This is a genomic window from Pseudomonas sp. S2_F07, from assembly GCF_054668325.1.
Genome location: NZ_CP162758.1, coordinates 3308546 through 3332299, shown reverse-complemented (window position 1 = coordinate 3332299; position 23754 = coordinate 3308546). Strand labels below are relative to the sequence as shown.

Genomic DNA, 23754 nt, shown 5'->3' with positions numbered 1-23754 from the left:
TGCTAGCGGATTAGGACTTGTTCAGCTCGCCGTAAAGCTCGGGACGACGATCGATCAGGTAGCGATTGGCGGCGCGGGAGTCGACCATCAACTGTCGATCCAGCTCGCCGACGATCAATGCTTCATCAAGGCCTGCCTGAGCGATGCGGCTGCCATCCGGCGCAGCGATGCTGCTTTGACCGCAATAGTGGATATCGCCTTCATGGCCGCAGTAGTTGGCGTAAGCCACATAACATTGGTTTTCGAAGGCGCGGGAACGCACGGTGACATCGGCGACGAAATCGAACGGAATCATGTTCGCGGTCGGCACCAGGATCAGTTCGGCACCGGCCAGGGCCAGGCGTCGGGCGTTTTCCGGAAACTCCAGGTCGTAGCAGATCAGGAAACCGAGTTTCCAGCCGTTGAGTTCAACGACGGGAAACTCATCGGAACCTGCACTGAACATCGAGTGATCCAGATCGCCGAACAGATGGGTCTTGCGGTAATTGCAGATGCGCTCGCCGTTAGCGTCGATCAACTGCACGGCGTTGTAGATCTGCCCGTCCTCGGTGCGCTCGGGATAGCCATACAAAATGGCGATCCCGGCAGTCTTGGCAATGCGCGCAATCTGCTGTGCCGACTCACCGTTATGCACCTCCGCCAGCACGCTGACGGCATCGACGCCGATGTTGTAGCCGGTCAGGAACATCTCCGGCAGCACCAGCAGGTCGGCGCCTTTGGCTTCCAGCGCCAACTGATGCAGGCGTTGCAGGTTGCCAGCGACGTCCAGAGGCAGCGGCGGACATTGGTAAAGGGCTACGCGCATTTCGGATTCCTCTTACTCGGGCAGGGCGATCGGTCCGATCTCGTTGAATACATCTCCTGGACCCGGATTCTCGGCGTGAGTTGCACCGCCGAAGTGCTTCATGATGCCCCATACCGCGTTGAGCGAGGTCTGTACCGCGCCCTCAACCCAGGCAGGCGTCCACGAAACGTCGTCGCCGGCGATGAAAATCCCGCGCTGCTCGGCTGGCATGGCGTCCTGCATGAAGTGCGCGTACATGCGCTGGTTGTAGCGGTAGTGGCCGGGCAGGGCGCCTTTGAACGCGCCGAGGAAATGCGGGTCGGCTTCCCACGAAACGGTGATCGGATCGCCGATGATCCGCGCGGCGATATCGACCTTCGGGTAGATCTTCTTCAACGCATCCAAGGCCAGCTTCACGCGTTTTTCCACGGGCTGCGGGAGCATTTTCAGCGCATCGCTCATCCACGAGTACGACAGGCAGATCACCCCCGGCTTGTCGTCGCCGTTGTCGAACAGGTAGGTGCCACGGGTCAGGCGGTCGGTGAGGGTCATGCTCATCAGGTCGCGGCCGGTTTCCGGATCCTTGTCCTTCCAGAACGGGCGGTCGACCATCACGAAAGTTTTAGACGACTGCATGTAGCGGGTACGGTCCAAAGCCATCCACATTTTTTGCGAGAACAGGGTTTCGTCGCATTCGATCTGGGTGGTCAGCAGCCAGCTCTGGCAGGTGGTCAGCACGGCCGCGTATTCGCGGGTGTCGCCCCAGTTGTCGGTGACGGCGAAACGGCCGCCCGGCGCGTGGGCAATTTTCTTCACGCCGGTGCGCGGTGCGCCGTTGTGCAGCGAGCTGAGGCTGGTGCCCGCTGGCCAATGCGCGCAACGCTCCGGTACATGACGCCAGATGCCCTGGGGCACCTGTTCCACACCGCCAACCACCAGGTGCTGGTGATCGTCGCAGTTGGTCATCACCACGCGGAAGATTTCCAGCATCGAGTTGGGGAAGTCCGAATCCCAGCCACCGGTACCGAAACCGACCTGGCCGAACACTTCGCGGTGATGGAACGAGAGCTTGGCGAACGCCTTGGAGGTGGCGACGAAATCGTAGAAGGTGCGGTCGTCCCACAACGGAACCAGGGTGTTCCACAACTCTTTCAGACGTGGCACATCACGGTCGCGGATGGCTTGCTGGATATCGGAGAACTGCGAGCCGGCTTCCAGGGCATCGGCCCAGGCGTCAGCCACTTCCTGGAACAGTGCAGGAAGGTCCGACAGCTTCTGTGCGTAATGGGTCTGGCCTTCGAGGTCGATCACCGTGCTGCCCGACGCGGGTGTCAGCGGGTTAGGGAAAGGTTTGGTTTCCAGACCCAGTTTGTCGACGTAGTGATAGAACGCGGTGGACGACACCGGGAAGCGCATCCCGCCCAGCTCGGCAATGATGCCTTCGGCGCCATTGAACGCCTGGGAACGCAGACGGCCGCCCATTTTCGAAGCTTCGTAGACGACCGGTTTCAGGCCCAGCTTCATCAGCTCATACGCCGCCACCAGGCCGGCAATCCCGCCGCCGACAATCGCCACTTCGGCACCGTGATTATGCTCGGGAATACTGCCCAGCCCGGCGGGGTGTTCGATCCAGTCGTCGAAGGCGAAAGGAAAATCCGGGCCGAAAATGGTGACTGGTTTCTTACCGTCTGCAGGATGGCGATTGTTCTTGTTCATGGCTGACCTTGCTGGCGACCCGACGCGGGATGCGCATCTGAGTATAGGAAAAGATGTCAGCCATTCTAGAGAGCGCAGAACACGTTATTAAGACGCAAAGTGTCGTCATTTTGATGTTTGTTTGATCGATATGACGAACTATCAATGCACACTGACCACTGTGGGAGCGAGCTTGCTCGCGATAGCGCCAGTTCAGTCACGGATGAACCCAGGCCTGAAAACTCAAACCGGCTGCCCCCGATCAATCTTGCTACTCAAGATGATCGACGTCGTGGTCTTCTCCACCCCATCCACACTGCCAATCTGATCCAGCAACTGATCGAGTTGCTCCGGCGAATCGGTGCGCAACCACGCCACATAATCAAATTCGCCACTCACCGCGCACAGCTGTTGCACCTGCGCCATTGCGCTCAGGCGTCGCAACACTTCCTTGCCGGAACGCGGTTGCACAGTGATCCCCACATACGCCTGCAACCCGCCATCCACCACGCGCTGGCCGAGGCGCACGCCGTAACCGGTGATCACCTTGGCCTTTTCCAGCCGCGCCAGGCGCGAAGTGACGGTGGTACGGGCGATGCCCAGTTGTCGGGCGAGCATGGCCACGCTCTCGCGGGCGTTGATCTGCAGGGCGGCAATCAATTGGCGGTCGATTTCATCGAGAACGGGCGTGCGAGTGTCAGGCAAGGGGTTATCTCCAGGGGCATGGATCAGTGCGCAAGCATGTTACAGGCAGTTCCTGCAGGACGCTCGCGACGGCGATTTGATCTAGCCTCAATACCGTTCATGACATTTTTGCCTGCGACAAATTGCCATAAGTAACTAGGTAGTACATTATTCCGCCCATGTCACAAATGGGGAAAATTTCCGACATGAATAATTCTGGGGCTGCCGCCGGCAGCAAATGGTTGCTGGCGGGGCTGGGTGTGCTGATTGCACTGATCGGGCTCGGCCTGGCCGGTGGCGGTGGCTATCTGATCGCGCTGGGTGGCAGCTGGTATTTCCTGCTGATGGGGCTGGCAATGCTGGCGTCCGGGTTGATGATTGCCCGGCGCAAGCCGCTCGGCGCCTGGCTGTATGCTGTGGCATTGCTCCTCACTGCGATCTGGGCCGTTTGGGATGCGGGCCTCGAGTACTGGCCGCTGGTCTCGCGGGTACTGACCTTCGCCGTGATCGGTCTGGTGGTGGCGTTGATCTATCCGACCCTGGTCCGTGCTTCGGGCGCGACCGGTGGGCGTGGCGCCTACGGTCTGGCTGGCATTCTGGGCGTGGGCGTCGTTGCCACGATGGCCTACATGTTCGTGCCGACCCATGTGGTCAAAAACGCCACCGTACCTACGGTAACGCCGGTCACTCCGGGCACCGAACAGAAAGATTGGGCCCACTGGGGCAACACCACTGCCGGCAACCGCTTTGCCGCGCTGGACCAGATCACCAAGGGCAACATCGACAAGTTGCAGGTCGCCTGGACCTTCCGCACCGGCGACATCCCGCAAAGCACCGGTGCCGGCGCCGAAGACCAGAACACTCCGCTGCAAATCGGTGACACGGTCTACACCTGCACCGCCTACGGCAAAGTCTTCGCCCTGGATGCCGACACCGGCGCCCAGCGCTGGAAGTTCGACCCCCAAGGCACCGCGCCCAACTGGCAGCGTTGCCGTGGCCTGGGCTATTCCGAAACTCCGGCGTCTTCGGACAATCAGCCAACCGCCTGTACGAAACGTCTGTTTCTGCCGACCGGCGATGCGCGCCTGATCGCTATCAATGCCGACACCGGCAAGCCCTGCGAAGAGTTCGGTAACCACGGCACTGTCGATCTGACCACTGACATGGGCGAAGTGAAGCCCGGTTACTACCAGCAAACCTCGACCCCGTTGGTCGCAGGAGACGTGGTGATCGTCGGCGGCCGCGTGGCCGATAACTATTCCACTGGCGAACCGCCGGGCGTGGTGCGTGCCTACGACGTGCGCAGCGGTGAGCTGATGTGGGCGTGGGATCCGGGCAACCCGAACACCACCAAACGCCCACCGACCGGTGAGACCTATACCCGTGGTACGCCGAATGTGTGGTCGGCCATGTCCTACGACGCCAAGCTCGGTCTGGTTTACTTGCCAACCGGCAACGCCACCCCGGACTTCTTCGGCGGTCAACGCACCGAGCTCGACGACAAGTGGAGTTCGTCCATCGTCGCCATCGATGTGAAAACCGGGCAGGTACGCTGGCACTACCAGACCACCCACCACGACTTGTGGGACTTCGACCTGCCGGCGCAGCCGCTGCTGTACGACGTGCCGGACGATAAGGGCGGCACCCAGCCAGCCCTGGCGCAAGTCACCAAGCAGGGCGAGATCTTCCTGCTCAACCGCGAAACCGGCGTGCCGATTGCCCGCGTCGAAGAGCGCCCGGTGCCGCAAGGCAAGGTGCCCGGTGAACGCTACTCGCCAACCCAGCCGTTCTCGGTGGACATGCCGTCAATCGGCAACAAGACCCTGACCGAATCCGACATGTGGGGCGCCACGCCGTTTGATCAGTTGATGTGCCGCATCCAGTTCAAAGGCATGCGCCACGAAGGCGTCTACACCCCACCGGGCATGGACCGCGCCCTGCAATTCCCGGGCTCGCTGGGCGGCATGAACTGGGGCAGCGTCTCGGTTGATCCGAACACCAATTACATGTTCGTCAACGACATGCGCCTGGGCCTGGCCAACTACATGATCCCGCGCGACAAGATCAAAGCCGGGGCCAGCGGTATCGAAATGGGCGTGGTACCCCAGGAAGGCACGCCGTTCGGCGCCATGCGCGAACGTTTCCTCTCGGCGGTCGGTATTCCGTGCCAGAAACCACCGTTCGGCACCATGTCCGCCATCGACCTCAAGACCCACAAACTGATGTGGCAAGTTCCTGTCGGCACCGTGCAGGACACCGGCCCGCTGGGCATCCGCATGCACTTGCCGATCCCGATCGGCATGCCGACCCTCGGCGCATCGCTGGCCACCCAGTCGGGCCTGCTGTTCTTCGCCGGCACCCAGGACTTCTACCTGCGCGCCTTCGACACCGGCAACGGCAACGAAATCTGGAAATCGCGCTTGCCGGTGGGCAGTCAGTCCGGGCCGATGACCTACGTTTCACCGAAAACCGGCAGGCAGTACATCCTGCTCACGGTGGGCGGTGCGCGTCAGTCGACGGATCGTGGGGATTATGTGATTGCCTACGCCTTGCCCAAATAAGGGCTGAAACTTCAGTCAGGATAGCCGCGCCATTGCGCGGCTTTTTCTTGGGCGAAAGAGCCTGTGTGGAAATCGGCTAGGATTGAGGCAGTCGAGGGTGCGAGGCGAAGAACATGACAATGAAGCTACCTGCTGCTGTACGGGAACGTGCCTTGCAGATCGCCCATCACGAAATGGGGCACTACGTGGTGGCCCGCGCCCTGGGGTTTGAAACGGGCGGCGTGACCCTGACAGTGAGCAAGGATTTGCGGCACCAGGGAGGGGCCTCCATTACCTTGGTGCGCCCGATTTCGTCGATGGAAGCCATGAAGGAACATCTGGAAGCCCGGATGATGGTGCTCCTGGCTGGCTCAATGGCGCAGACCCTGCCTTCAAAACCTTCAGCCGCCAAACGCGTCGATAAGCCCAAGGCCACCGCCATCCTCAAAGGCAAGCAGGGGGCGGAACAGGATTACGCAAAAATCAGGGAGCTTCAGCATCTGCTGCGAAATATCGTCTACCCGGACACTGATCCTGCGTCGGGTGAGCGGATAACGGCGGAGCTTAAAGAGATGACAGGTCGGCTGTGGCTGCGGACGCAAAAAATCATAGTAGATCAGGCCGAGACGATTGCCGAATTGGCTGTGGCGCTGGTGGACGGCATGGTCATCGTGGAGCAGTGGGGACGGCCGGCGGATACGTATGAGGGCATGCTGACGGGGCAGGAGCTGGAGCGGCGGCTAGCCATGCAGGCCATGCCTTCATGATGTGTTTGAACTGAATAGCCGAAGCATTTGGCTCTAATCAGCCCCAAAAAGGGAACGCTCGGTCCCTATTTGGGAGCTTTGAGGCTCTGTGTGTTTTATTGATCTGCTTGTGCTCTCGTTTGAGCAGGTTTGCGCGTCAGTACCTTCACCACATCATCAATCACCGCTTTGCTCATCGTCGTCAGGTAATGCGCGGCCCAGGCGTGACGGTCGGAATCTTGGGCGTAGGCGGCGTCCACGGTGAGGGACTTGGCGAGGAACAGCAGGTCGGAGGCTTGGGCCAGAGCGTCGGCGATGGGGACGTCACGGCAGACGTGGAACAGTGGTTGATCCGAGAGATATAGGAAGGGGGTGAAGCCGATGGTTTTCAGTTCTGAAGGATCGTGCGAGATGGTTTTGCTCATGATGTAACTCCTTAATCCAAGAAGCCGCCACGTTCGTTTCCAAGCGAATGGGTGGCAGCTGTACGCAGGTTGGAAAACCGGGGATCAAGGAAACCGGCACGCCCGAAAGCGTCCCACGCACAGCTGCCATAACACAGTTTCGCAGTCGTAAAAAACGACTGGAGTAGTGGTAGATTCTGCTGCGATTTGATCCGACGGGTTTCCAAGCCCGATCGCTGAATGGTCAGCGACGACCGGAGACTATCCCGTCAAAGAAAAGCGCAACAAGGCGGCAAAGTGCCCAAAAGCAAGGTTCGGAGTTTGCCTACAAGGTTTACGGACGTCATCCGATATTGCGACACCCTCTGTAAACGAAGACTGGCGCGACGAGCGATTTTCCAGGCCGGTGCATCCTCTGAGTAGTTGAGCCAAGCGCTGGGTTCCCACGTTGTCATGAGGGCGCTGAAGCAATTGGCGAAACGGCAAACCTACTGCGAGTAACCATCGTTAACAATTGACAGAGGAGTCAGAGTGGTTGGGCACCTCTGAAGCTCATACATTTATTCCTTTGAGGTTATATTCCTTTGGTGGCATATTTGTATGAAATGGGACGTCGAATACACGGATGAATTTGAGGCCTGGTGGGATCACCTGAACGAGTTCGAACAGGACTCGGTTCAGGCCACAGTGATGTTGCTGGGCGAGGATGGCCCACACTTGGGTTTTCCACATACCAGCGATATCAAGGGTTCACGGCATGGCAACCTTCGTGAGTTAAGAGTGCAGCACGCTGGCAGGCCGTACCGTGTGCTGTACGCGTTTGATCCACGGCGCAGTGCGATTCTGCTGATTGGCGGTGATAAAACCGGCCAGGAGCGTTGGTATACGGAACACGTGCCACTGGCCGAACGTCTCTACGACGAGCACTTGGAAACATTGAAGAAAGAGGGCTATGAGAATGGCTAAAAAATTTGCTGATTTGGTGTCACGTCGCTCTCCAGAGTCTCAAGCGCGTGTTGAGGCCTTGCATCAGAAGCTACGAGCACAAATGCCGCTGCACGAGTTGCGCCAGGCGCAAGCGTTGAGTCAGGACACACTGGCCAGGACACTGCATGTCAATCAGGCGGCGATCTCCAAGATGGAGCGGCGAACGGACATGTACATCAGTACTTTGCGCAACTACATCCGCGCCATGGGTGGCGAGTTGGAAATCATCGCCACCTTCCCCGAGGGCCAGGTAAAGATCGAAAACTTTGCCAACTGAACGATTAAAAAATGGCTCTACTGTTTCGGGCTATTCAGATACGCAAAAGCCGCGCAATGCGCGGCTTTCTTGTTTGGTGGGCCCACACGGACTTGAACCGTGGACCAAAGGATTATGAGTCCTCTGCTCTAACCAACTGAGCTATAGGCCCTCAGTAGGTCGCGGATTATAGCGACGGTTTTGCGACTGTGCTATCCGAAAAAGCCTTTACTGTTGTACGAAGAAACGTCGCGGCGAATTCGTCGGGGGGCAGGGGCAGGCTGACGATGTAGCCCTGGATTTGTTCACAGCCCTCGGCGGCGAGGAATTGCTGTTGCGCCCGGGTCTCGACCCCTTCGGCAATCACGGTGAATTGCATGCTGCGGCCGAGGGCGATGATGGCGCGTACGATGGCGGCATCGTGGGGATCGTCCGGCAGGCCGCGGACGAAGGACTGGTCGATCTTGAGGATGTCCAGCGGCAGGCGCTTGAGGTAGCTCAAGGACGAGTAGCCGGTGCCGAAGTCGTCGATGGCCAGTTGCACGCCCAGTTGTTTGAGTTGATGCAGCACCGCCAGCGCTTCCTCGGCCTGGCTCATGATGAAGTTTTCGGTGATTTCCAGTTGCAGGAAACCGGGGTTGAGGCCGTTGTCCTTGAGCAACTGTTCGATGCGGCCCACCAGGTTGGGTTGGCGCAGTTGGGCGCCGGCCAGGTTGACCGACAGCGGACCGGGGCTTTCGTACAGCCTGTGCCATTCGGCCATCTGCCGGCAGGCGGTTTCCAGCACCCAGTCGCCGATTTGCAGGATCATGCCGTTTTCTTCGGCCAGCGGGATGAAGTGTTCCCGCGGTACGTCGCCAAAGGTCGGATGGTGCCAGCGGATCAGGGCTTCGGCGCCGACCAGGCTGTAGTCTTCGAGGCTGATTTTCGGTTGGTAGCACAGGTGCAATTCGTTGCGCTCGATGGCGCGGCGCAGTTCGTGTTCCAGCGCCACGCGTTCGCTGGCCTGGGCGGTGAGGTCGCGGGTGTAGCTTTCGACGCGGTTGCGGCCCTTGGCCTTGGAGCGGTACATCGCGGCGTCGGCGTTCTTGATCAGTGTGGCAACGTCGCAGCCATCTTTCGGATAGAGGCTGGTGCCGATGCTGGCGCTGATGAAAAACTCGTGTTCGCCGGCCTGGAATGGCGCGGCGAAACAGTTGAGCAGTTTATTGGCGATGTGGTCGGCGTCGCTGGATTGTTGCAGGCCCGGCAGCAGGATAATGAACTCGTCACCTCCCAGGCGCGCCACAGTGTCGATATCACGCAGTTGCTCCTTGAGGCGCACGGCGATGCCCTTGAGCAGCAGGTCGCCGACCGGGTGGCCGAGGCTGTCGTTGATGTGCTTGAAGCGGTCGAGGTCGAGGAACAGTACCGCGCCCTGGCCACCGTTTTCCTGCTGGCTGTTGAGCGCGGTCAGCAGGCGGCTTTCGAACAGTGTGCGGTTCGGCAAGCCGGTCAGCGGGTCGTGGTGCGCCTGGTAGTCGAGTTTGGCCTGGGCATGCTTGAGGCTGGAAATGTCGGCGAACACCGCGACAAAGTGGGTGATGAACTTCTCCCGGTTGCGCACGGCACTGATGGTCAGCCAGCTGGGGTACAGCTCGCCATTCTTGCGTCGGTTGGAAATTTCACCTTGCCAATGGCCTTCGGCGGTCAGTTGGTGCCACATGGCCGCGTAGAACGCGCTGTCATGCAGGCCCGAGGCGAGCAGGCGTGGCGTGTGGCCCAGGGCTTCGCTTTCGCTGTAACCGGTGATTTCGGTGAACGCACGGTTGACCGCGCTGATGTGCTGTTGGGTGTCGGTGATCAATACGCCTTCGGCGGTGCTTTCGAACACGGTGGCGGCCTGTTGCAGTTTTTCCTGCATCAGGTGCCGCTCGGTGATGTCCCGGGCGATGGTCAGCATGCAGTTTTCATCGCCAATCGGCAGCGGACGGCTGGACACTTCGCAGAGGCGGATCTGCCCGTCGCTGCGGCGGATATGGCAGCTGAAATCGCGGACAAAACCGTCGCGGTGCAGCAGGTCGAGCATTTGCTTGCGTTCATTGAGGTTGACCCAGATCCCCAGGTCCAGCGCCGAACGATCCACCGACATGGCGCTGTTGAAGCCGGTGATGCGGCTGAAACCGTCGTTGACCTCCAACAGCAAGCCATCGCTTTGCCGCGACAGCAGCAAGCCGTCGGGGGAGGCGTGGAAGGCCTTGGCGAACTTTTCTTCGGACGTTTGCAGCTGTTGCTGGGTTTCCTTGAGCTGGGTGATGTCCCGCACCACGACCACCAGCGCCGGTGTCATGTCGAGGTCGAACGGTTCGGCGGAGATCAGGCCGGTAAACACCTGGCCGTTGCTGCGACGGAAGGGCATTTCCAGGTTGCGGATGCTGCCGGCCTGCAAGCGTTGCAGAAGGCCCGGCCCGACACCGGGAATCCCCCAGATGTTCAGGTTGGTGGCGGTCTGGCCAATGACGTCCTCGGCCTTGAGGCCAATTTGCTCCTCGAACGCTTCGTTGACCTCCAGCAGACAACCGTCGCTCAGGCGCGCGATCACCAGAATGTCCGGGCATTGCTGGAACACAGAGGCGAATTTCTGTTCCGACAGGCGCAGTGCTTCTTCGGTGCGCTTGGCGTCGGTGATGTCGATCATCAGCCCACGCATCACCGGTTCATGCCCGTGCTCGATCAGGCTGACGATGTCGCGCACCCACAGGCAGCGGCCGTCGGCGGTGATTACCCGGTAATCGAGGCGATGGTCGCGCCCGGCCAGCACTTCGTGGTCGCAGAAGGTCTGGGCGCGGGTCAGGTCGGCGGGGTGAATGATGTTGCGCCAGAAGCCCGGGATCAGCCAATGGGACAGGGGATATCCGAGAAGGTCTTCGGCGTGGGGCGATACATAGCTGTAGGTGAAGTCGGTGACTTTTGCTTCCCAAGCGATGGCCGACAGGCTCTCCACCAAGCCGCGGTAGTGGTATTCGCTGCTGCGCAGTTCCTGTTCAAGGTCGACCCGGCGGGCGATTTCCGAGCTCAAACGGCGGTTGATGCGGATGACCACCGCCAGTACGACAGTCAGCAGCAGCAGTCCGGGCAGGCCATACACCAGCAGGTCACTCCAGAACGTTCGATGATCGAGGACGTTGCCGACCCAATGCTCCTGAATGGCGCTGATTTCAGCGGGGCTCATGTCCGCCAGGACTTTGTCGAGAATGCCAACCAGCATCTTGTTGTTGCGGGGTACACCCATGGCCAGTTGATAGCGATAGGGCGTTTCACCGCTGACATACAACCCGTCGAGCTTGAGTTGGCGTAGGCTCCAGACGCTGGAAGCCAGATCGCCTACCACGGCGTCCACTTCGTCGGTGGCCAGTGCCTGTAGCGCCGAACTGACGTTGGGCATCGCTACCAGATTCAAGTCGGGATGGTGGGTGCGCAGCAGTTCGTGAGGGGCGTAGTTTTCCACTACGGCGATTTTCAGGCCGTACAGGTCTTTCAGGTTGTGTGGTTGGGGGCCCCCGACATGGGCCAGGATGACAATCGGAAAATCCAGGTAGGGGCGGGTGAACGACAGGTATTGCTGGCGTTCCGGGGTCGACATGATGCCCGGCAGCAGGTCTAGCTTGCCCTTCTTGGCCTGCTCCAGGACGGCGGTCCAGCTCACCGGCTCGATGGGCGTGAGTCGGGTTGCCAGCCTTTTGCGGATGACCTCGATGTAATCGGCGGCAAGGCCCTGGTAGCGGCCCTCATCGTCACGAAACTCGAAAGGCGGCCACGACGCATCGACACCCAGGCGCAATTCCGGGTGAGCCGCCAGCCAGCTACGTTCTTCGTCAGTGAGAGTCAGCGCGCCAGCCGTTGCGGTCCAGGTCATCAGCGACAGCAAAAAAAGCACGGTCGGCAGTCTGGGCATAACGGTCTCGTTATGGCTCGGGGGAATGTTTCGAGTGTAGACGGCTACAGGGCGGAGGGGGGAGGCGGGGGGGATTTAATCTGTACAAAGCAAAACCCCCGGCCTGGGCCGGGGGTTTTGTGATCACTCGTCGAGGAAGGAGCGCAGATGCTCGCTTCTCGTCGGGTGGCGCAGCTTGCGCAGCGCCTTGGCTTCGATCTGACGAATCCGCTCACGGGTCACGTCGAACTGCTTACCAACCTCTTCGAGGGTGTGGTCGGTATTCATGTCGATACCGAAGCGCATGCGCAGTACCTTGGCTTCACGGGCAGTGAGGCCGGACAGCACTTCGCGAGTCGCTTCTTTAAGGCTCTCAACGGTTGCAACATCGATTGGCGACTGCATGGTCGAGTCTTCGATGAAGTCACCCAGATGGGAGTCTTCGTCATCACCGATCGGGGTTTCCATGGAGATCGGCTCTTTAGCGATCTTCAATACCTTGCGGATCTTGTCCTCAGGCATTTCCATGCGTTCGCCCAGCTCTTCCGGGGTCGGTTCGCGACCCATTTCCTGCAGCATCTGGCGGGAAATGCGGTTGAGCTTGTTGATCGTCTCGATCATGTGCACCGGAATACGGATGGTGCGGGCCTGGTCGGCGATCGAGCGAGTGATCGCCTGACGGATCCACCAGGTGGCATAAGTCGAGAACTTGTAGCCGCGACGGTATTCGAACTTGTCCACCGCTTTCATCAAGCCGATGTTGCCTTCCTGGATCAGATCGAGGAATTGCAGACCACGGTTGGTGTACTTCTTGGCGATCGAGATCACCAGACGCAAGTTGGCTTCAACCATCTCTTTCTTCGCGCGGCGGGCCTTGGCCTCACCGATCGACATGCGACGGTTGATGTCCTTGATTTCAGCGATGGTCAAGCCGGTTTCGGTTTCCAGCGCGGTCAGCTTCTGCTGGCAACGGATGATGTCCGGCTGCAGACGACCAATGGCTTCAGCGTATTTGCCTTTGCCTTTGGCCAGGGCGTCACTCCAGCTTTCGTCGACTTCGTTGCCCGGGAACTGGCGCAGGAAGTCGGCACGCGGCATGCGTGCATCACGAACGCAGAGCTGCATGATTGCGCGCTCTTGCTGACGCAGGCGATCCAGGGCACTGCGAACACGCTCGACCAGGCCTTCGAATTGCTTCGGAACCAGTTTGATCGGCATGAACAGCTCGGCCAGGGCCAACAGCTCGGCAATCGTTGCCTTGTTGTTGCGGCCGTGCTTTTTCAGCGCCTTGCGGGTGATTTCCATCTGATCGGCCACAGCACCGAAGCGCTGTGCAGCGATGATCGGATCCGGACCGCTTTCGGCTTCTTCCTCGTCATCGGAGGCTTCGGCGTCATCGTCCTCGGAGTCGTCATCCGCTTTAGCGGCTTTCGCGTCGATCGGCGGCGGCACTTCTGCCGCAGGCGGCGCGATGCCGTCGTCCGGGTCGATATAACCGCTCAGGACGTCGGACAGGCGGCCACCTTCGGTGGTGACGCGGGTGTACTCGGAGAGAATATGATCAACCGTGCCGGGGAAGTGCGCGATTGCGCTCATCACCTCACGGATGCCCTCTTCAATACGCTTGGCGATTTCGATTTCGCCTTCACGCGTGAGGAGCTCCACCGTACCCATTTCGCGCATGTACATGCGCACCGGGTCGGTAGTGCGACCAATGTCGGTCTCGACCGCAGCCAACGCTGCAGCGGCCTCTTCGGCTGCGGCTTCGTCGGTATCGGCGTCGGCCAGCATAAGGGAATCCTTATCTGGCGCAACCTCGAATACGTTGATCCCCATGTCATTGATCATGCGGATGATGTCTTCCACCTGTTCCGGATCTGAAATATCCTCCGGCAGGTGGTCGTTGACCTCCGCGTAAGTCAGGTAGCCCTGCTCACGACCAAGTGTGATCAACTCTTTGATACGAGACTGCTGTTGCGCTTTTCCGGACATAACACCCTATCCACTGAAGGTCTTGGCGGGCAAAAAACAAGCCGAGGATTATACCTGAGCTATGACCTCACGCGCCAGTTGAGGTCGGGTTTGATGCGGAAACATTGCGACTCAAGAGGTCGCGCAGTTGATTTTTCTCTTCGCTGGTCAATTCGCTTTGACGCGCTTTTCGCAGAAGTTGTTCCAGGTTTCGCTCGCGTTGGCGGGCTGACAAGCTAGTAATGGTGTCGAAAAACTGTTGTTCAAGGTTATCTCCATCAATCAGCCATTCCTTTTCCGCCAGGGCTTTGAGCAAGCGGCCTTGTTCTGTGCCGTGCCAACGCGCAATCAATTGAATTGAGTTTAGCTTGGGATTCTTCTGCACAGCTTCGAGCAGCGCCACCAGCAATTGCGTGTTGGTGTGATCCTCGGCGGCGAAGTGCCCGGCATCCTCGACTTTTTCGGCCAGTTGCGGGTGATGCAGCAACGTGCGCAAGGCGGCGAGGGTCGGCGGTTCTACGGCGGCGGGCACCCGTGGCGCGCGGGGTTGATCACGATCACCGCCCCGTTTGCCATTCTTGTCCCACGGTTTCTTGTCCCATTTCTTGCCTCCTGCACCGGGTTTCTTCGGCGTCCATTCCTGCTGCGGCACATACATTTCCTGTGCCTGCGGCTGATGATAGTCGCTGTAATCGGGCATCGCGTCGTAATCGATGCCCGGGTCGTAGGCGGGCGGTGCTTCTTGCGGGGCGCTTTGTGCCAACTGGCTCACCGCTTCACCGCTCAGGCCGGTGATTTCGCTCAGGCGTTGACGCATCAATATGCGCAGGTTGGCGCCCGGGACTTTGTCGATCAACGGCGCGGCGAGGGTGGCCATGTGAGCCTTGCCCTCAAGCGAGCGCGGGTCGGCTTCCTCCGTCAGTTGCTGGAAGAAGTAATCTGCCAGTGGCTGCGCGTGCTGGTTGATGCGCGCGCGGAAGGCATCGGTGCCTTCCGCGCGGACCAGGGTGTCCGGGTCCTCGCCTTCGGGCAGGAACAGAAAGCGTGCGCGACGACCGTCCTGCAGGCTCGAAAGTGTCGCCTCCAGCGCCCGCCATGCTGCATTGCGGCCGGCCTGGTCGCCGTCGAAGCAGAACAGCACGTTGGGCACGACGCGAAACAGCCGCTTGAGGTGTTCCTCGCTGGTGGCTGTGCCCAGGGTTGCGACGGCATTGCGCAGGCCTTGCTGGGCCAGGGCAATGACGTCCATGTAGCCCTCGACGACGATGATCTCGTCGAGGTTGCGGTTGGTCTTGCGCGCTTCGTACAGGCCGTAGAGTTCCTGGCCTTTATGGAAAACCGGGGTTTCCGGGGAGTTCAGGTACTTCGGCTTGTCGTCGCCCAATACCCGACCGCCGAAGGCGATGACGCGCCCACGACTGTCGCGGATCGGAAACATCACGCGGTCGCGGAAGCGGTCGTAGCGTTTGCCGCTTTCGGCGTTTTCGATCAACAGGCCGGCATCGATCATGGCTTTTTGTTGCAGGGTATCGCTGCTCAAGTGCTTGAACAGGTTGTCCCAGCCGGGCGGAGCAAAGCCCAGGCCGAAGTCCCGGGCGATTTCGCCGGTCAGCCCGCGACCTTTCAGGTATTCCACGGCGGCTTTACGCGATGGGTGGCTTTTCAGGGCCTGGCGATAAAAATCGGCAGCGGCACTCAGTAGCGGATACAGCGGCGAATCGGTCGGCTGTCGCGGTTTGTGCGGTCGGCCGCTTTCTTCGCGGGGGATTTCCATGCCGGCGGCTTTGGCCAGTTCTTCGACGGCCTGGACGAAATCCAGGTTGTCGTGGTCCATGATGAAGCCGAGGGCGTTGCCGCCAGCGCCGCAGCCGAAGCAGTAATAGAACTGCTTGTCGGGGCTGACGCTGAACGACGGAGTCTTTTCCTTGTGGAACGGGCAGCAGGCGGTGTGGTTCTTGCCGGCCTTTTTCAATTGCAGGCGCGAGCTGACCACATCGACGATGTCGGTGCGGTTCAGAAGGTCGTCAATGAAGCTCTGGGGAATTAGCCCGGCCATGGCGTTCTCGTCATCTGCGCTGAAAGGATCCCGTAACGTACGGCGACCGAACGGCGGTCATTGTTTGAGGCGCGCAAAGTGTGCGGCTCGACCAGTGTCGTCTGCGTATTCATTGTCGGGAAGTGTATCTGCCGAAAATCCACTGACGTTAATGCCAATCAGTATCCGACTGTTTGAATGTGTTGCGCTGAATCCGCTACGGCCAATCATAGGCCCCGGATAGCTCATCATCTGGCACGCAAGCAGGTGCCTTGGGCTGATCGTCGTGAGAGGAATCAGTGGGTGTGCTCGTCAGTAGCCTTGAAAGGCTCGTCAGAAAAGACGTGCACCGCTGGCAAAAGAGCCAGGTCTGACGCGGTGAAGCAGATTTGTCTCGGTCGCGTCTGCGGCTTTGACAGTGAAGCATCAAGCGTTTTACGCAAATGCCATAAGCCCGGCTGAGGGCCGGGCTTGGCAGAAGCTTGCTACGATCGTCTGTGTATTAGTACAGACGAACGGCGCGGCGCTGTTCGCGCTGAACTTTCTTGGCGTGACGCTTAACAGCGGCTGCTGCTTTGCGCTTACGCTCAGAAGTTGGCTTCTCGTAAAATTCGCGGCTACGAACTTCAGCCAGTACACCGGCTTTTTCGCAGGAGCGCTTGAAACGACGCAGAGCTACGTCGAAGGGTTCGTTCTCTTTTACTTTGACGGCTGGCATCCAGAGCTACCTTCATTCATTACCGGGGTCAACATCCTCGCGGCAAAAGAGCACTTGAAGACGTCGGTTTTTAAGGGTTGCGGATGTTAACCCCTCATCGCTCGGAATGCAAAGCCTCTGATCGAAAACCGCTGGTCGGGGCATCACGCGACGACTATTATGCGCGCCTTCGAATTCAGCCTAAACAAGGCGCAAACCCATGCTAGTACTGGGATTAGAAACCTCCTGCGACGAAACCGGTGTCGCATTATATGACAGTGAGCGCGGCCTGCTGGCCGACGCGCTGTTCAGTCAGATCGACCTGCATCGCGCCTATGGCGGCGTTGTGCCCGAGCTGGCTTCGCGCGATCACGTCAAACGCATGCTGCCCTTGATTCGTCAGGTGTTGGCCGAGGCCGGCTGCGTGCCGACCGAGATCGATGCGATCGCCTACACCGCGGGTCCTGGCCTGGTCGGTGCCCTGCTGGTAGGGGCTTCCTGCGCCCAGGCGCTGGCCTTTGCCTGGGGCATCCCGGCCCTCGGCGTGCATCACATGGAAGGCCATTTGCTGGCGCCGATGCTGGAGTCGCAACCGCCGGAATTTCCGTTCGTCGCTTTGTTGGTGTCGGGTGGTCATACGCAACTGGTTCAGGTCGACGGAATCGGTCAGTACACGCTCCTGGGCGAGACCCTGGATGATGCCGCCGGCGAAGCTTTCGACAAGACAGCCAAGATGATGGGCCTCAATTATCCGGGCGGGCCGGAGATCGCTCGCCTTGCAGGGCAGGGCGTTGCAGGACGTTTCGTGTTCCCGCGGCCTATGTGCGACCGCCCGGGCCTGGATTTCAGTTTCAGCGGCTTGAAAACCTTCGCCTTGAATACCTGGCAGCAGTGCGTCAGCGCCGGGGACGACAGCGAGCAAGCCCGTTGCGACATCTCGCTGGCGTTCCAGCAGGCCGTGGTGGAGACTTTGACCATCAAGTGCAAGCGTGCCCTCAAGCAGGCAGGAATGAAGCGCCTGGTGATAGCAGGGGGCGTCAGTGCCAACAAGGCGTTGCGCACTTCCCTGGAAAAAATGCTCGGCGACATGAAAGGCGATGTGTTTTATGCACGCCCTGAGTTCTGCACCGATAATGGCGCAATGATTGCGTTCGCCGGTTGCCAGCGCTTGCAGGCCGGTCAGCAGGAAAGCCTGGCTATCAGCGTGCAGGCACGCTGGCCGATGGAGCAGTTGACCGCATTGTGATGAACGGTGCTTATGTCCGGCCGCTAGAAGTGCCGTTCGCGCCCGGCAAACAGGTCGCGTAGATTGCCGCGATGGCGCCAGACGATCAGGCCTGTGAGTACGCTCATGGGCAACAGGGCGGCCGGTTCCTGCCAGGCCAGCAGCGGCAGGGTCAGTGGTGTGGCGATGAGGGCGGCCAGGGAGCTGGTGCGGGTCAGGTAGAACGTCAAGAGCCAGGCGCAGACCGCCAGAAAGGCTGCGGGCGGGTATAGTCCCAGCAACATGCCGGCTGCGGTGGCGACACCCTTGCCGCCACGAAAGCGGAAGTACAACGGAAACAGATGGCCGATCACGGCATAGACGCCGATCCAGGCCTGATCCTGTAGTGAAAGGCCCGCGATACCGGCGATCAGCACGGGCAGCAGGCCTTTGCAAAGGTCGCCGAGCAGGGTCAGGATGGCGAGTTTCTTGCCGGCCAGGCGCAACATGTTGGTGGCGCCGGCATTACCCGAGCCACTCATTCGCGGATCGGGGTTACCGGTCAGGCGGCTGAGCAAAATGGCAAAGGACAGAGAGCCGAGCAGGTAGGCGAGGATCGCCAATAACCAAAACATGCTAACTATTCCGGGCGAGGAAGCCCTGATTCTAACGGCGCATTGCGCCCTTGTCGTGTAGCGGAGAGAAGTGCTTGGACAGAGTGTTTATCGAGGGCCTGGAAGTCGACACGGTGATTGGTGCCTACGACTGGGAACGAGGCATCCGACAGTGCTTGCGTCTTGATCTGAGCTTCGCCTGGGATAATCGCCCGGCCGCAGCCGGTGATGACCTGACCCTGGCGCTCGACTACGCCAGTGTTTCCTCGCGTATCCAGGCGTTTGCCGAGCAGGCGCAATTCCAGCTGGTGGAAACCTTTGCCGAGCGGCTGGTTGAAGTACTGATGAGCGAATTCAAGATCACCTGGATGCGCCTGAAGCTGACCAAGCCCGGCGCTGTCCCGGCTGCCATCGGCGGTGTGGGCGTGGAGATCGAGCGCGGATGTCGCTGACACAGGTGTACCTCGGGCTCGGTAGCAATATCGAGCGTGAAGCCCATTTGCGGGCGGGGCTCGATGCTTTGGCGGCGTTTCTTGTCGATATCCGCTGTTCGGCGGTGTTCGAAAGTCAGCCGGTGGGCATCAAGAGTGGGCCATTCTTCAATTTCGTGGTGTCGGCGTATACCGATCTGCCGCTTATTGAACTTGATCGTCGATTGAAATTCATCGAGGCGGATAACGGTCGTTACGCACCGGATCGCCGAGGTTTGCCACTGGATATCGACGTGTTGTTGTTCGGTGACCTGGTGGGCAACTTCGACGGCCTGATCTTGCCGCGGGCAGAAATTCTGAAGAATGCGTTTGTTCTGTGGCCGTTGTCGTTGATAGCACCGGATCGCGTGCACCCGGGCGCAGGCAAGAGCTTTGCGACCTTGTGGGCTGAAGCGCAGATTGATCAGGTGTTGGCGCCAGTGGCTTTCGAATGGCGTGGTGGGCAGCTGACACCCTCTGATTTACTGTAAAGCAAAAAGATCGCAGTCTTCGGCAGCTCCTACAAGGATTGATGCGTCCTGTAGGAGCTGCCGAAGGCTGCGATCTTTTATCCTGTTCAGGCTTTTTCTTTGTAGGCCTTCAGCGCCTTGAGTCGCTCACGCTTGATCGCCTCCCCCAGTTCCGGCCCCTTGAAGCCTTTCTCCAGCAGCGGCTGAACCGCCACGCTACGAGCCGCGGTTGCCGCGCCGCGCAAATAATCCGCCTGTGGATAACTTCTTTCTTCCAGCCCTTCGCGCCCACGCGCATCCATCTCACATGCCGCGATGAACTCCTCGAACCGCTGTGGCCGGCGGTAAATGTCGAAGCTTTGCAGCACCTCCAGCAACGTTGATGGCTTCAGCTCAAGGGCGCGATGCCCATGGGTGTGATACTCGCCCACCAGCAGTGCCAGTTCCTGGCAGTCCCTCGGTACCTTGAAGCGTTCATTGATCGCTTTGATCAGCTTCAGGCCTTTGAACTCGTGGGCAATGTGTCGCGGCCATTCTTCCTCGGGCGTCAGGCCCTTGCCCAGGTCGTGCAGCAGGCAGGCCCAGCGCACGGTCAACGGCTGTTTGTGCAGCGCCGCTTGCTGCAACACGCTCAGGGTATGTATGCCTGTATCGATTTCCGGGTGGTGGGCGGGTGGTTGCGGTACGCCAAACAGCGCGTCGACCTCGGGCATCAGGACCTGGAGTGCGCCGCATGCGCGCAAAACCTCCACAAACACCTGTGGCTGATCTTCCATCAGGGCGCGGGAAATTTCCTTCCAGCTGCGTTCCGGGGTCAGTGCTTCAAGTTCGCCTGACTCGCTGAGTTGGCGCATCAGTGCCAGGGTTTCCGGGGCAACGGTAAAACCCAGCGTCGCGTAGCGTGCCGCGAAGCGGGCAACACGCAGGACCCGGAGCGGATCTTCGGCAAATGCCGGGGAAACATGGCGAAGCAGGCGCGCTTCGAGATCGCGCTGGCCGTGGTACGGGTCGGTCAGGTTCTGCTGGTCGTCTTCGGCCATGGCATTGATGGTCAGGTCGCGACGGATCAAGTCTTCTTCGAGGGTGACTTCAGGGCTTGCGTGAAAAGTGAACCCGCCGTAACCGCGCCCGCTTTTGCGCTCGGTGCGGGCCAGGGCGTATTCCTCACCGCTTTTTGGGTGAAGAAACACCGGGAAGTCCGCACCCACCGGGCGAAAGCCCTTGGCGAGCATTTCTTCGGTGGTGGCGCCGACCACGACCCAGTCGATATCGGTTACCGGTTTGCCCAGCAGGCGATCGCGTACCGCGCCGCCGACTTTATAAATACGCATAAAAAACCTCCGTTAGCTCGACAGGATAACCGTTGCATCGAGCTTTCGGAGGCGCAAACCGGATCAAAGATGGATGACGGCCAGGTCCAGGCGGCCGTAATCACCTTCGCTGTGCTCGCTTCTGGGCGGCACATGGTGGGTTTTCATGACCTGATCGCCTTGCAGGGTTTCCAGGTGAATATCGAAGCCCCAGAGGCGGTGCAGGTGTTTGAGCACTTCTTCAGTCGAGTCCCCGAGTGGTTTGCGGTCGTGCTGCTGGTGACGCAGGGTCAGGGATCGATCGCCACGCCGGTCGATGCTGTAGATCTGCACGTTGGGCTCGCGATTACCCAGGTTGTACTGTGCCGCGAGGGTTTCACGGATGATGCGGTAGCCTCCTTCGTCGTGAATGGCGGGCACCAGCAGGTCGTCCTTCTGGTCGTCATCGAGAATGCTGAACAGCTTCAGGTCGCGGATCACCTTGGGCGACAGGTACTGCAGGATGAAGCTCTCGTCCTTGAAGCTGCTCATGGCGAATTTGATGGCTGCCAGCCAGTCGGTACCGGCGATGTCCGGGAACCAGCGGTAATCTTCTTCCGTAGGTTCTTCGCACATGCGACGGATGTCGCGGTACATGGCAAACCCCAGGGCGTAGGGGTTGATGCCGCTGTAGTAAGGGCTGTCGAAACCAGGCTGGAACACCACGCTGGTGTGGGACGTCAGGAACTCCATCATGAAGCCGTCGGTGACCAGGCCCTCGTCGTAGAGGTCGTTCATCAGGGTGTAGTGCCAGAACGTGGCCCAGCCCTCGTTCATCACCTGGGTCTGACGCTGTGGATAAAAATACTGGGCGATCTTGCGCACGATGCGCACGATTTCCCGTTGCCATGGCTCCAGCAGCGGCGCGTGTTTTTCGATGAAGTACAGGATATTTTCCTGAGGTTCGGCGGGGAAGCGCGCGTTGTCCTTGTCGCTGTACTTGTCCGCGCCCTTGGGAATGGTGCGCCACAGATCGTTGATCTGTTTCTGTAGATGTTCTTCCCGGTCCTTTTGCCGGCGACGTTCTTCCTCCGCGGAGATCGGATAAGGGCGTTTGTAGCGGTCGACACCATAGTTCATCAGGGCATGGCAGGAGTCGAGCAGGTCCTCGACCGCGTCGATGCCGTGGCGTTCTTCGCACTGCATGATGTACTGCTTGGCAAACACCAGGTAATCGATGATCGAGCTGGCGTCGGTCCAGGTGCGGAACAGGTAATTGCCTTTGAAAAAGCTGTTGTGCCCGTAGCAGGCATGGGCCACCACCAGCGCCTGCATGCAGATTGTGTTTTCTTCCATCAGGTAGGCGATGCATGGATCGGAGTTGATCACGATTTCGTAGGCCAGCCCCATCTGGCCGCGGGTATAGGACTTTTCGGTGCTGAGGAAGTGCTTGCCGTAGGACCAGTGGTGATAACCCAGCGGCATACCGACCGAGGCGTAGGCGTCCATCATCTGTTCGGCGGTGATCACTTCGATCTGGTTGGGATACGTATCGAGTGCGTAACCGGCCGCAATACGACTGATTTCGCGGTCGTAGGCCTGAATCAGCTCGAACGTCCATTCGGAGCCGGTGGAAATGGGTTGGCGTTTCTGCTCTTTGGCGGTCATGTCACTAACCTGCGCTGGAAGAGTTCACGGAAGACCGGATAGATATCCCCGGCCGAGACCAGTTGTTGCTGGGCAAATGTGTCGGAAAAGGCTTCGGCGATGCGCTCGTACTCGAACCACAGGGCCTGGTGTTCGCGCGGGGTGATCTCAACGTAAGTGTAGTACTGCACGAAAGGCATGATCTGGTTGATCAGGATGTCGCGGCAGATAGGGGAGTCGTCGTTCCAGTTGTCACCGTCGGAGGCCTGGGCGGCGTAGATGTTCCACTCGTTGCTCGGATAACGCTCGGCCATGATCTCCTGCATCAGTTTCAAGGCGCTGGAGACGATGGTGCCGCCGGTTTCACGGGAGTAGAAAAACTCCTCTTCATCCACTTCGCGGGCGCTGGTGTGGTGGCGGATGAACACGACGTCAATCTTGTCGTAGTTACGCTTGAGAAACAGGTACAGCAGGATAAAGAAGCGCTTGGCGATATCCTTGGTCGCCTGGGTCATCGAGCCGGATACGTCCATCAGGCAGAACATCACGGCCTTGGAACTGGGGTTGGGTTGCTTGATGAGCAGGTTGTACTTGAGGTCGAACGTGTCGAGGAACGGGATGCGATGAATGCGCGCACTGAGTTTTTCGATTTCTTCTTCGATTTTCTGAATATCGCCGAAGTTGTCCGGTTCTTCCTGCTTGAGTCGCAGAAGTTCTTCCTTGGCTTCGCGCAGCTTTGCCCGGCTGCTGCCGGACAGGGCGATACGCCGGGCGTGAGCCGAACGCAAGGTGCGGATGATGTTGATCCGCGAGGGGTTACCCTCGTTGCTGATCCCGGCGCGCACGGTCTTGAAGGTGTCGGTGCCGGTCAGGTTGCGCTTGACCAGATTGGGTAGTTCGAGGTCCTCGAACATGAACTCGAGGAACTCTTCCTGGGTGATCTGGAAGACGAATTCGTCCATTCCTTCGCCGGAATTGCCGGCCTTGCCGGGGCCACGGCCACCACCACCTCCCGGTGGGCGGGCGATATGTTCGCCGCTGGTGAATTCCTTGTTGCCCGGGTGCACGACCGTCTGCTTGCCACCGCGACCGTGATGAAGCACCGGCTCGTCGATGTCGCGGCCGGGAATGCTGATTTGTTCGCCGTGTTCCATATCGGTAATGGAGCGCCGGCTGACCGCCTCTTCGACAGCCTTCTTGATGTGATCACGGTAACGCCGCAGAAACCGCTGGCGGTTCACCGTGCTCTTGTTCTTGCCATTGAGACGTCGGTCGATCACATAGCTCATGACTGCTCCTTAGAAGCTGTCCTGAAAGGGGCGAGCGGTGATACAGCATCGAACCGAGA

Annotated in this window: 19 protein-coding genes and 1 tRNA gene; 7 read left to right on the top strand and 13 right to left on the bottom strand. The window is 59.6% G+C overall.

Annotation, left to right across the window (positions count from 1 at the left end):
• Window positions 1-10: 10 nt before the first annotated feature.
• From AB4O40_RS15085 to AB4O40_RS15075, 3 genes are all read right to left on the bottom strand, one after another.
• Complete coding sequence (locus tag AB4O40_RS15085; RefSeq protein WP_056726625.1) at window positions 11-805, bottom strand: carbon-nitrogen hydrolase family protein; 795 nt, start codon at window positions 803-805, stop codon at window positions 11-13.
• Window positions 806-817: 12 nt separating this feature from the next.
• Complete coding sequence (locus tag AB4O40_RS15080; RefSeq protein ID WP_414917954.1) at window positions 818-2500, bottom strand: flavin monoamine oxidase family protein; 1683 nt, start codon at window positions 2498-2500, stop codon at window positions 818-820.
• Between the two features lie 222 nt (window positions 2501-2722).
• Window positions 2723-3184, bottom strand: a complete 462-nt coding sequence (locus AB4O40_RS15075) for an Lrp/AsnC family transcriptional regulator (RefSeq protein WP_046039454.1) — start codon at window positions 3182-3184, stop codon at window positions 2723-2725.
• Window positions 3185-3369: 185 nt separating this feature from the next.
• Here AB4O40_RS15075 and AB4O40_RS15070 point away from each other — a divergent pair, with 185 nt between their 5' ends.
• Together AB4O40_RS15070 and AB4O40_RS15065 are read left to right on the top strand one after the other, a co-directional pair.
• A complete protein-coding gene (locus AB4O40_RS15070; protein WP_460053936.1) occupies window positions 3370-5724 on the top strand; it encodes a glucose/quinate/shikimate family membrane-bound PQQ-dependent dehydrogenase in 2355 nt (784 codons plus the stop codon).
• Window positions 5725-5837: 113 nt separating this feature from the next.
• Window positions 5838-6470 carry a zinc metalloprotease gene (locus AB4O40_RS15065; protein ID WP_460053938.1) on the top strand — a complete coding sequence of 211 codons (633 nt, stop codon included), beginning with the start codon at window positions 5838-5840 and terminating at the stop codon, window positions 6468-6470.
• 95 nt (window positions 6471-6565) lie between these two features.
• Here the strand turns inward: AB4O40_RS15065 and AB4O40_RS15060 are convergent, their stop codons facing one another.
• Window positions 6566-6874: a DUF3077 domain-containing protein gene (locus tag AB4O40_RS15060; RefSeq protein ID WP_046039457.1), complete on the bottom strand. Its 309-nt coding sequence runs from the start codon at window positions 6872-6874 to the stop codon at window positions 6566-6568.
• A gap of 579 nt (window positions 6875-7453) precedes the next feature.
• Here AB4O40_RS15060 and AB4O40_RS15055 point away from each other — a divergent pair.
• Both AB4O40_RS15055 and AB4O40_RS15050 read left to right on the top strand, forming a co-directional pair.
• Window positions 7454-7819, top strand: a complete 366-nt coding sequence (locus tag AB4O40_RS15055) for a type II toxin-antitoxin system RelE/ParE family toxin (protein ID WP_056726629.1) — start codon at window positions 7454-7456, stop codon at window positions 7817-7819.
• A complete protein-coding gene (locus AB4O40_RS15050; RefSeq protein ID WP_056726630.1) occupies window positions 7812-8117 on the top strand; it encodes an XRE family transcriptional regulator in 306 nt (101 codons plus the stop codon). Before AB4O40_RS15055 ends, AB4O40_RS15050 begins: the two co-directional genes overlap by 8 nt.
• A gap of 74 nt (window positions 8118-8191) precedes the next feature.
• Here AB4O40_RS15050 and AB4O40_RS15045 read toward each other — a convergent pair.
• The 5 genes from AB4O40_RS15045 to rpsU form a co-directional block, all read right to left on the bottom strand.
• Window positions 8192-8268: transfer RNA gene (locus AB4O40_RS15045), tRNA-Ile, on the bottom strand.
• A 15-nt stretch (window positions 8269-8283) separates the two neighbouring features.
• The gene (locus AB4O40_RS15040; RefSeq protein ID WP_056726631.1) at window positions 8284-12030 is read right to left on the bottom strand and encodes a bifunctional diguanylate cyclase/phosphodiesterase; all 3747 of its coding nucleotides are present in this window, start codon (window positions 12028-12030) and stop codon (window positions 8284-8286) included.
• Window positions 12031-12153: 123 nt separating this feature from the next.
• A complete protein-coding gene (gene rpoD / locus AB4O40_RS15035; RefSeq protein ID WP_150725191.1) occupies window positions 12154-14001 on the bottom strand; it encodes an RNA polymerase sigma factor RpoD in 1848 nt (615 codons plus the stop codon).
• A 67-nt stretch (window positions 14002-14068) separates the two neighbouring features.
• Entirely contained in the window at window positions 14069-16036 is a 1968-nt protein-coding gene (gene dnaG, locus AB4O40_RS15030) for a DNA primase (RefSeq protein ID WP_460053944.1), read from the bottom strand.
• Window positions 16037-16517: 481 nt separating this feature from the next.
• Entirely contained in the window at window positions 16518-16733 is a 216-nt protein-coding gene (gene rpsU / locus AB4O40_RS15025) for a 30S ribosomal protein S21 (RefSeq protein WP_002551877.1), read from the bottom strand.
• A gap of 199 nt (window positions 16734-16932) precedes the next feature.
• Between rpsU and tsaD the strand changes: the two genes are divergently transcribed.
• Complete coding sequence (gene tsaD / locus AB4O40_RS15020; protein ID WP_056726635.1) at window positions 16933-17958, top strand: tRNA (adenosine(37)-N6)-threonylcarbamoyltransferase complex transferase subunit TsaD; 1026 nt, start codon at window positions 16933-16935, stop codon at window positions 17956-17958.
• A gap of 23 nt (window positions 17959-17981) precedes the next feature.
• Here the strand turns inward: tsaD and plsY are convergent, their stop codons facing one another.
• Window positions 17982-18551, bottom strand: a complete 570-nt coding sequence (gene plsY, locus AB4O40_RS15015; RefSeq protein WP_056726636.1) for a glycerol-3-phosphate 1-O-acyltransferase PlsY — start codon at window positions 18549-18551, stop codon at window positions 17982-17984.
• 74 nt (window positions 18552-18625) lie between these two features.
• On the opposite strand from plsY, the gene folB reads away from it, so the two are divergent.
• Complete coding sequence (gene folB, locus AB4O40_RS15010) at window positions 18626-18982, top strand: dihydroneopterin aldolase (protein WP_056726637.1); 357 nt, start codon at window positions 18626-18628, stop codon at window positions 18980-18982.
• Window positions 18973-19491 carry a 2-amino-4-hydroxy-6-hydroxymethyldihydropteridine diphosphokinase gene (gene folK / locus AB4O40_RS15005; RefSeq protein ID WP_223541849.1) on the top strand — a complete coding sequence of 173 codons (519 nt, stop codon included), beginning with the start codon at window positions 18973-18975 and terminating at the stop codon, window positions 19489-19491. Before folB ends, folK begins: the two co-directional genes overlap by 10 nt.
• An 86-nt stretch (window positions 19492-19577) precedes the next feature.
• On the opposite strand, the gene AB4O40_RS15000 is transcribed toward folK, so the two are convergent.
• The 3 genes from AB4O40_RS15000 to AB4O40_RS14990 all read right to left on the bottom strand — a co-directional run bounded on the left by AB4O40_RS15000 (window position 19578) and on the right by AB4O40_RS14990 (window position 23695).
• A complete protein-coding gene (locus AB4O40_RS15000) occupies window positions 19578-20801 on the bottom strand; it encodes a multifunctional CCA addition/repair protein (protein ID WP_056726639.1) in 1224 nt (407 codons plus the stop codon).
• Window positions 20802-20864: 63 nt separating this feature from the next.
• Complete coding sequence (locus AB4O40_RS14995; RefSeq protein ID WP_056726640.1) at window positions 20865-22427, bottom strand: SpoVR family protein; 1563 nt, start codon at window positions 22425-22427, stop codon at window positions 20865-20867.
• Complete coding sequence (locus tag AB4O40_RS14990; protein ID WP_056726641.1) at window positions 22424-23695, bottom strand: YeaH/YhbH family protein; 1272 nt, start codon at window positions 23693-23695, stop codon at window positions 22424-22426. Before AB4O40_RS14990 ends, AB4O40_RS14995 begins: the two co-directional genes overlap by 4 nt.
• Window positions 23696-23754: the final 59 nt, after the last annotated feature.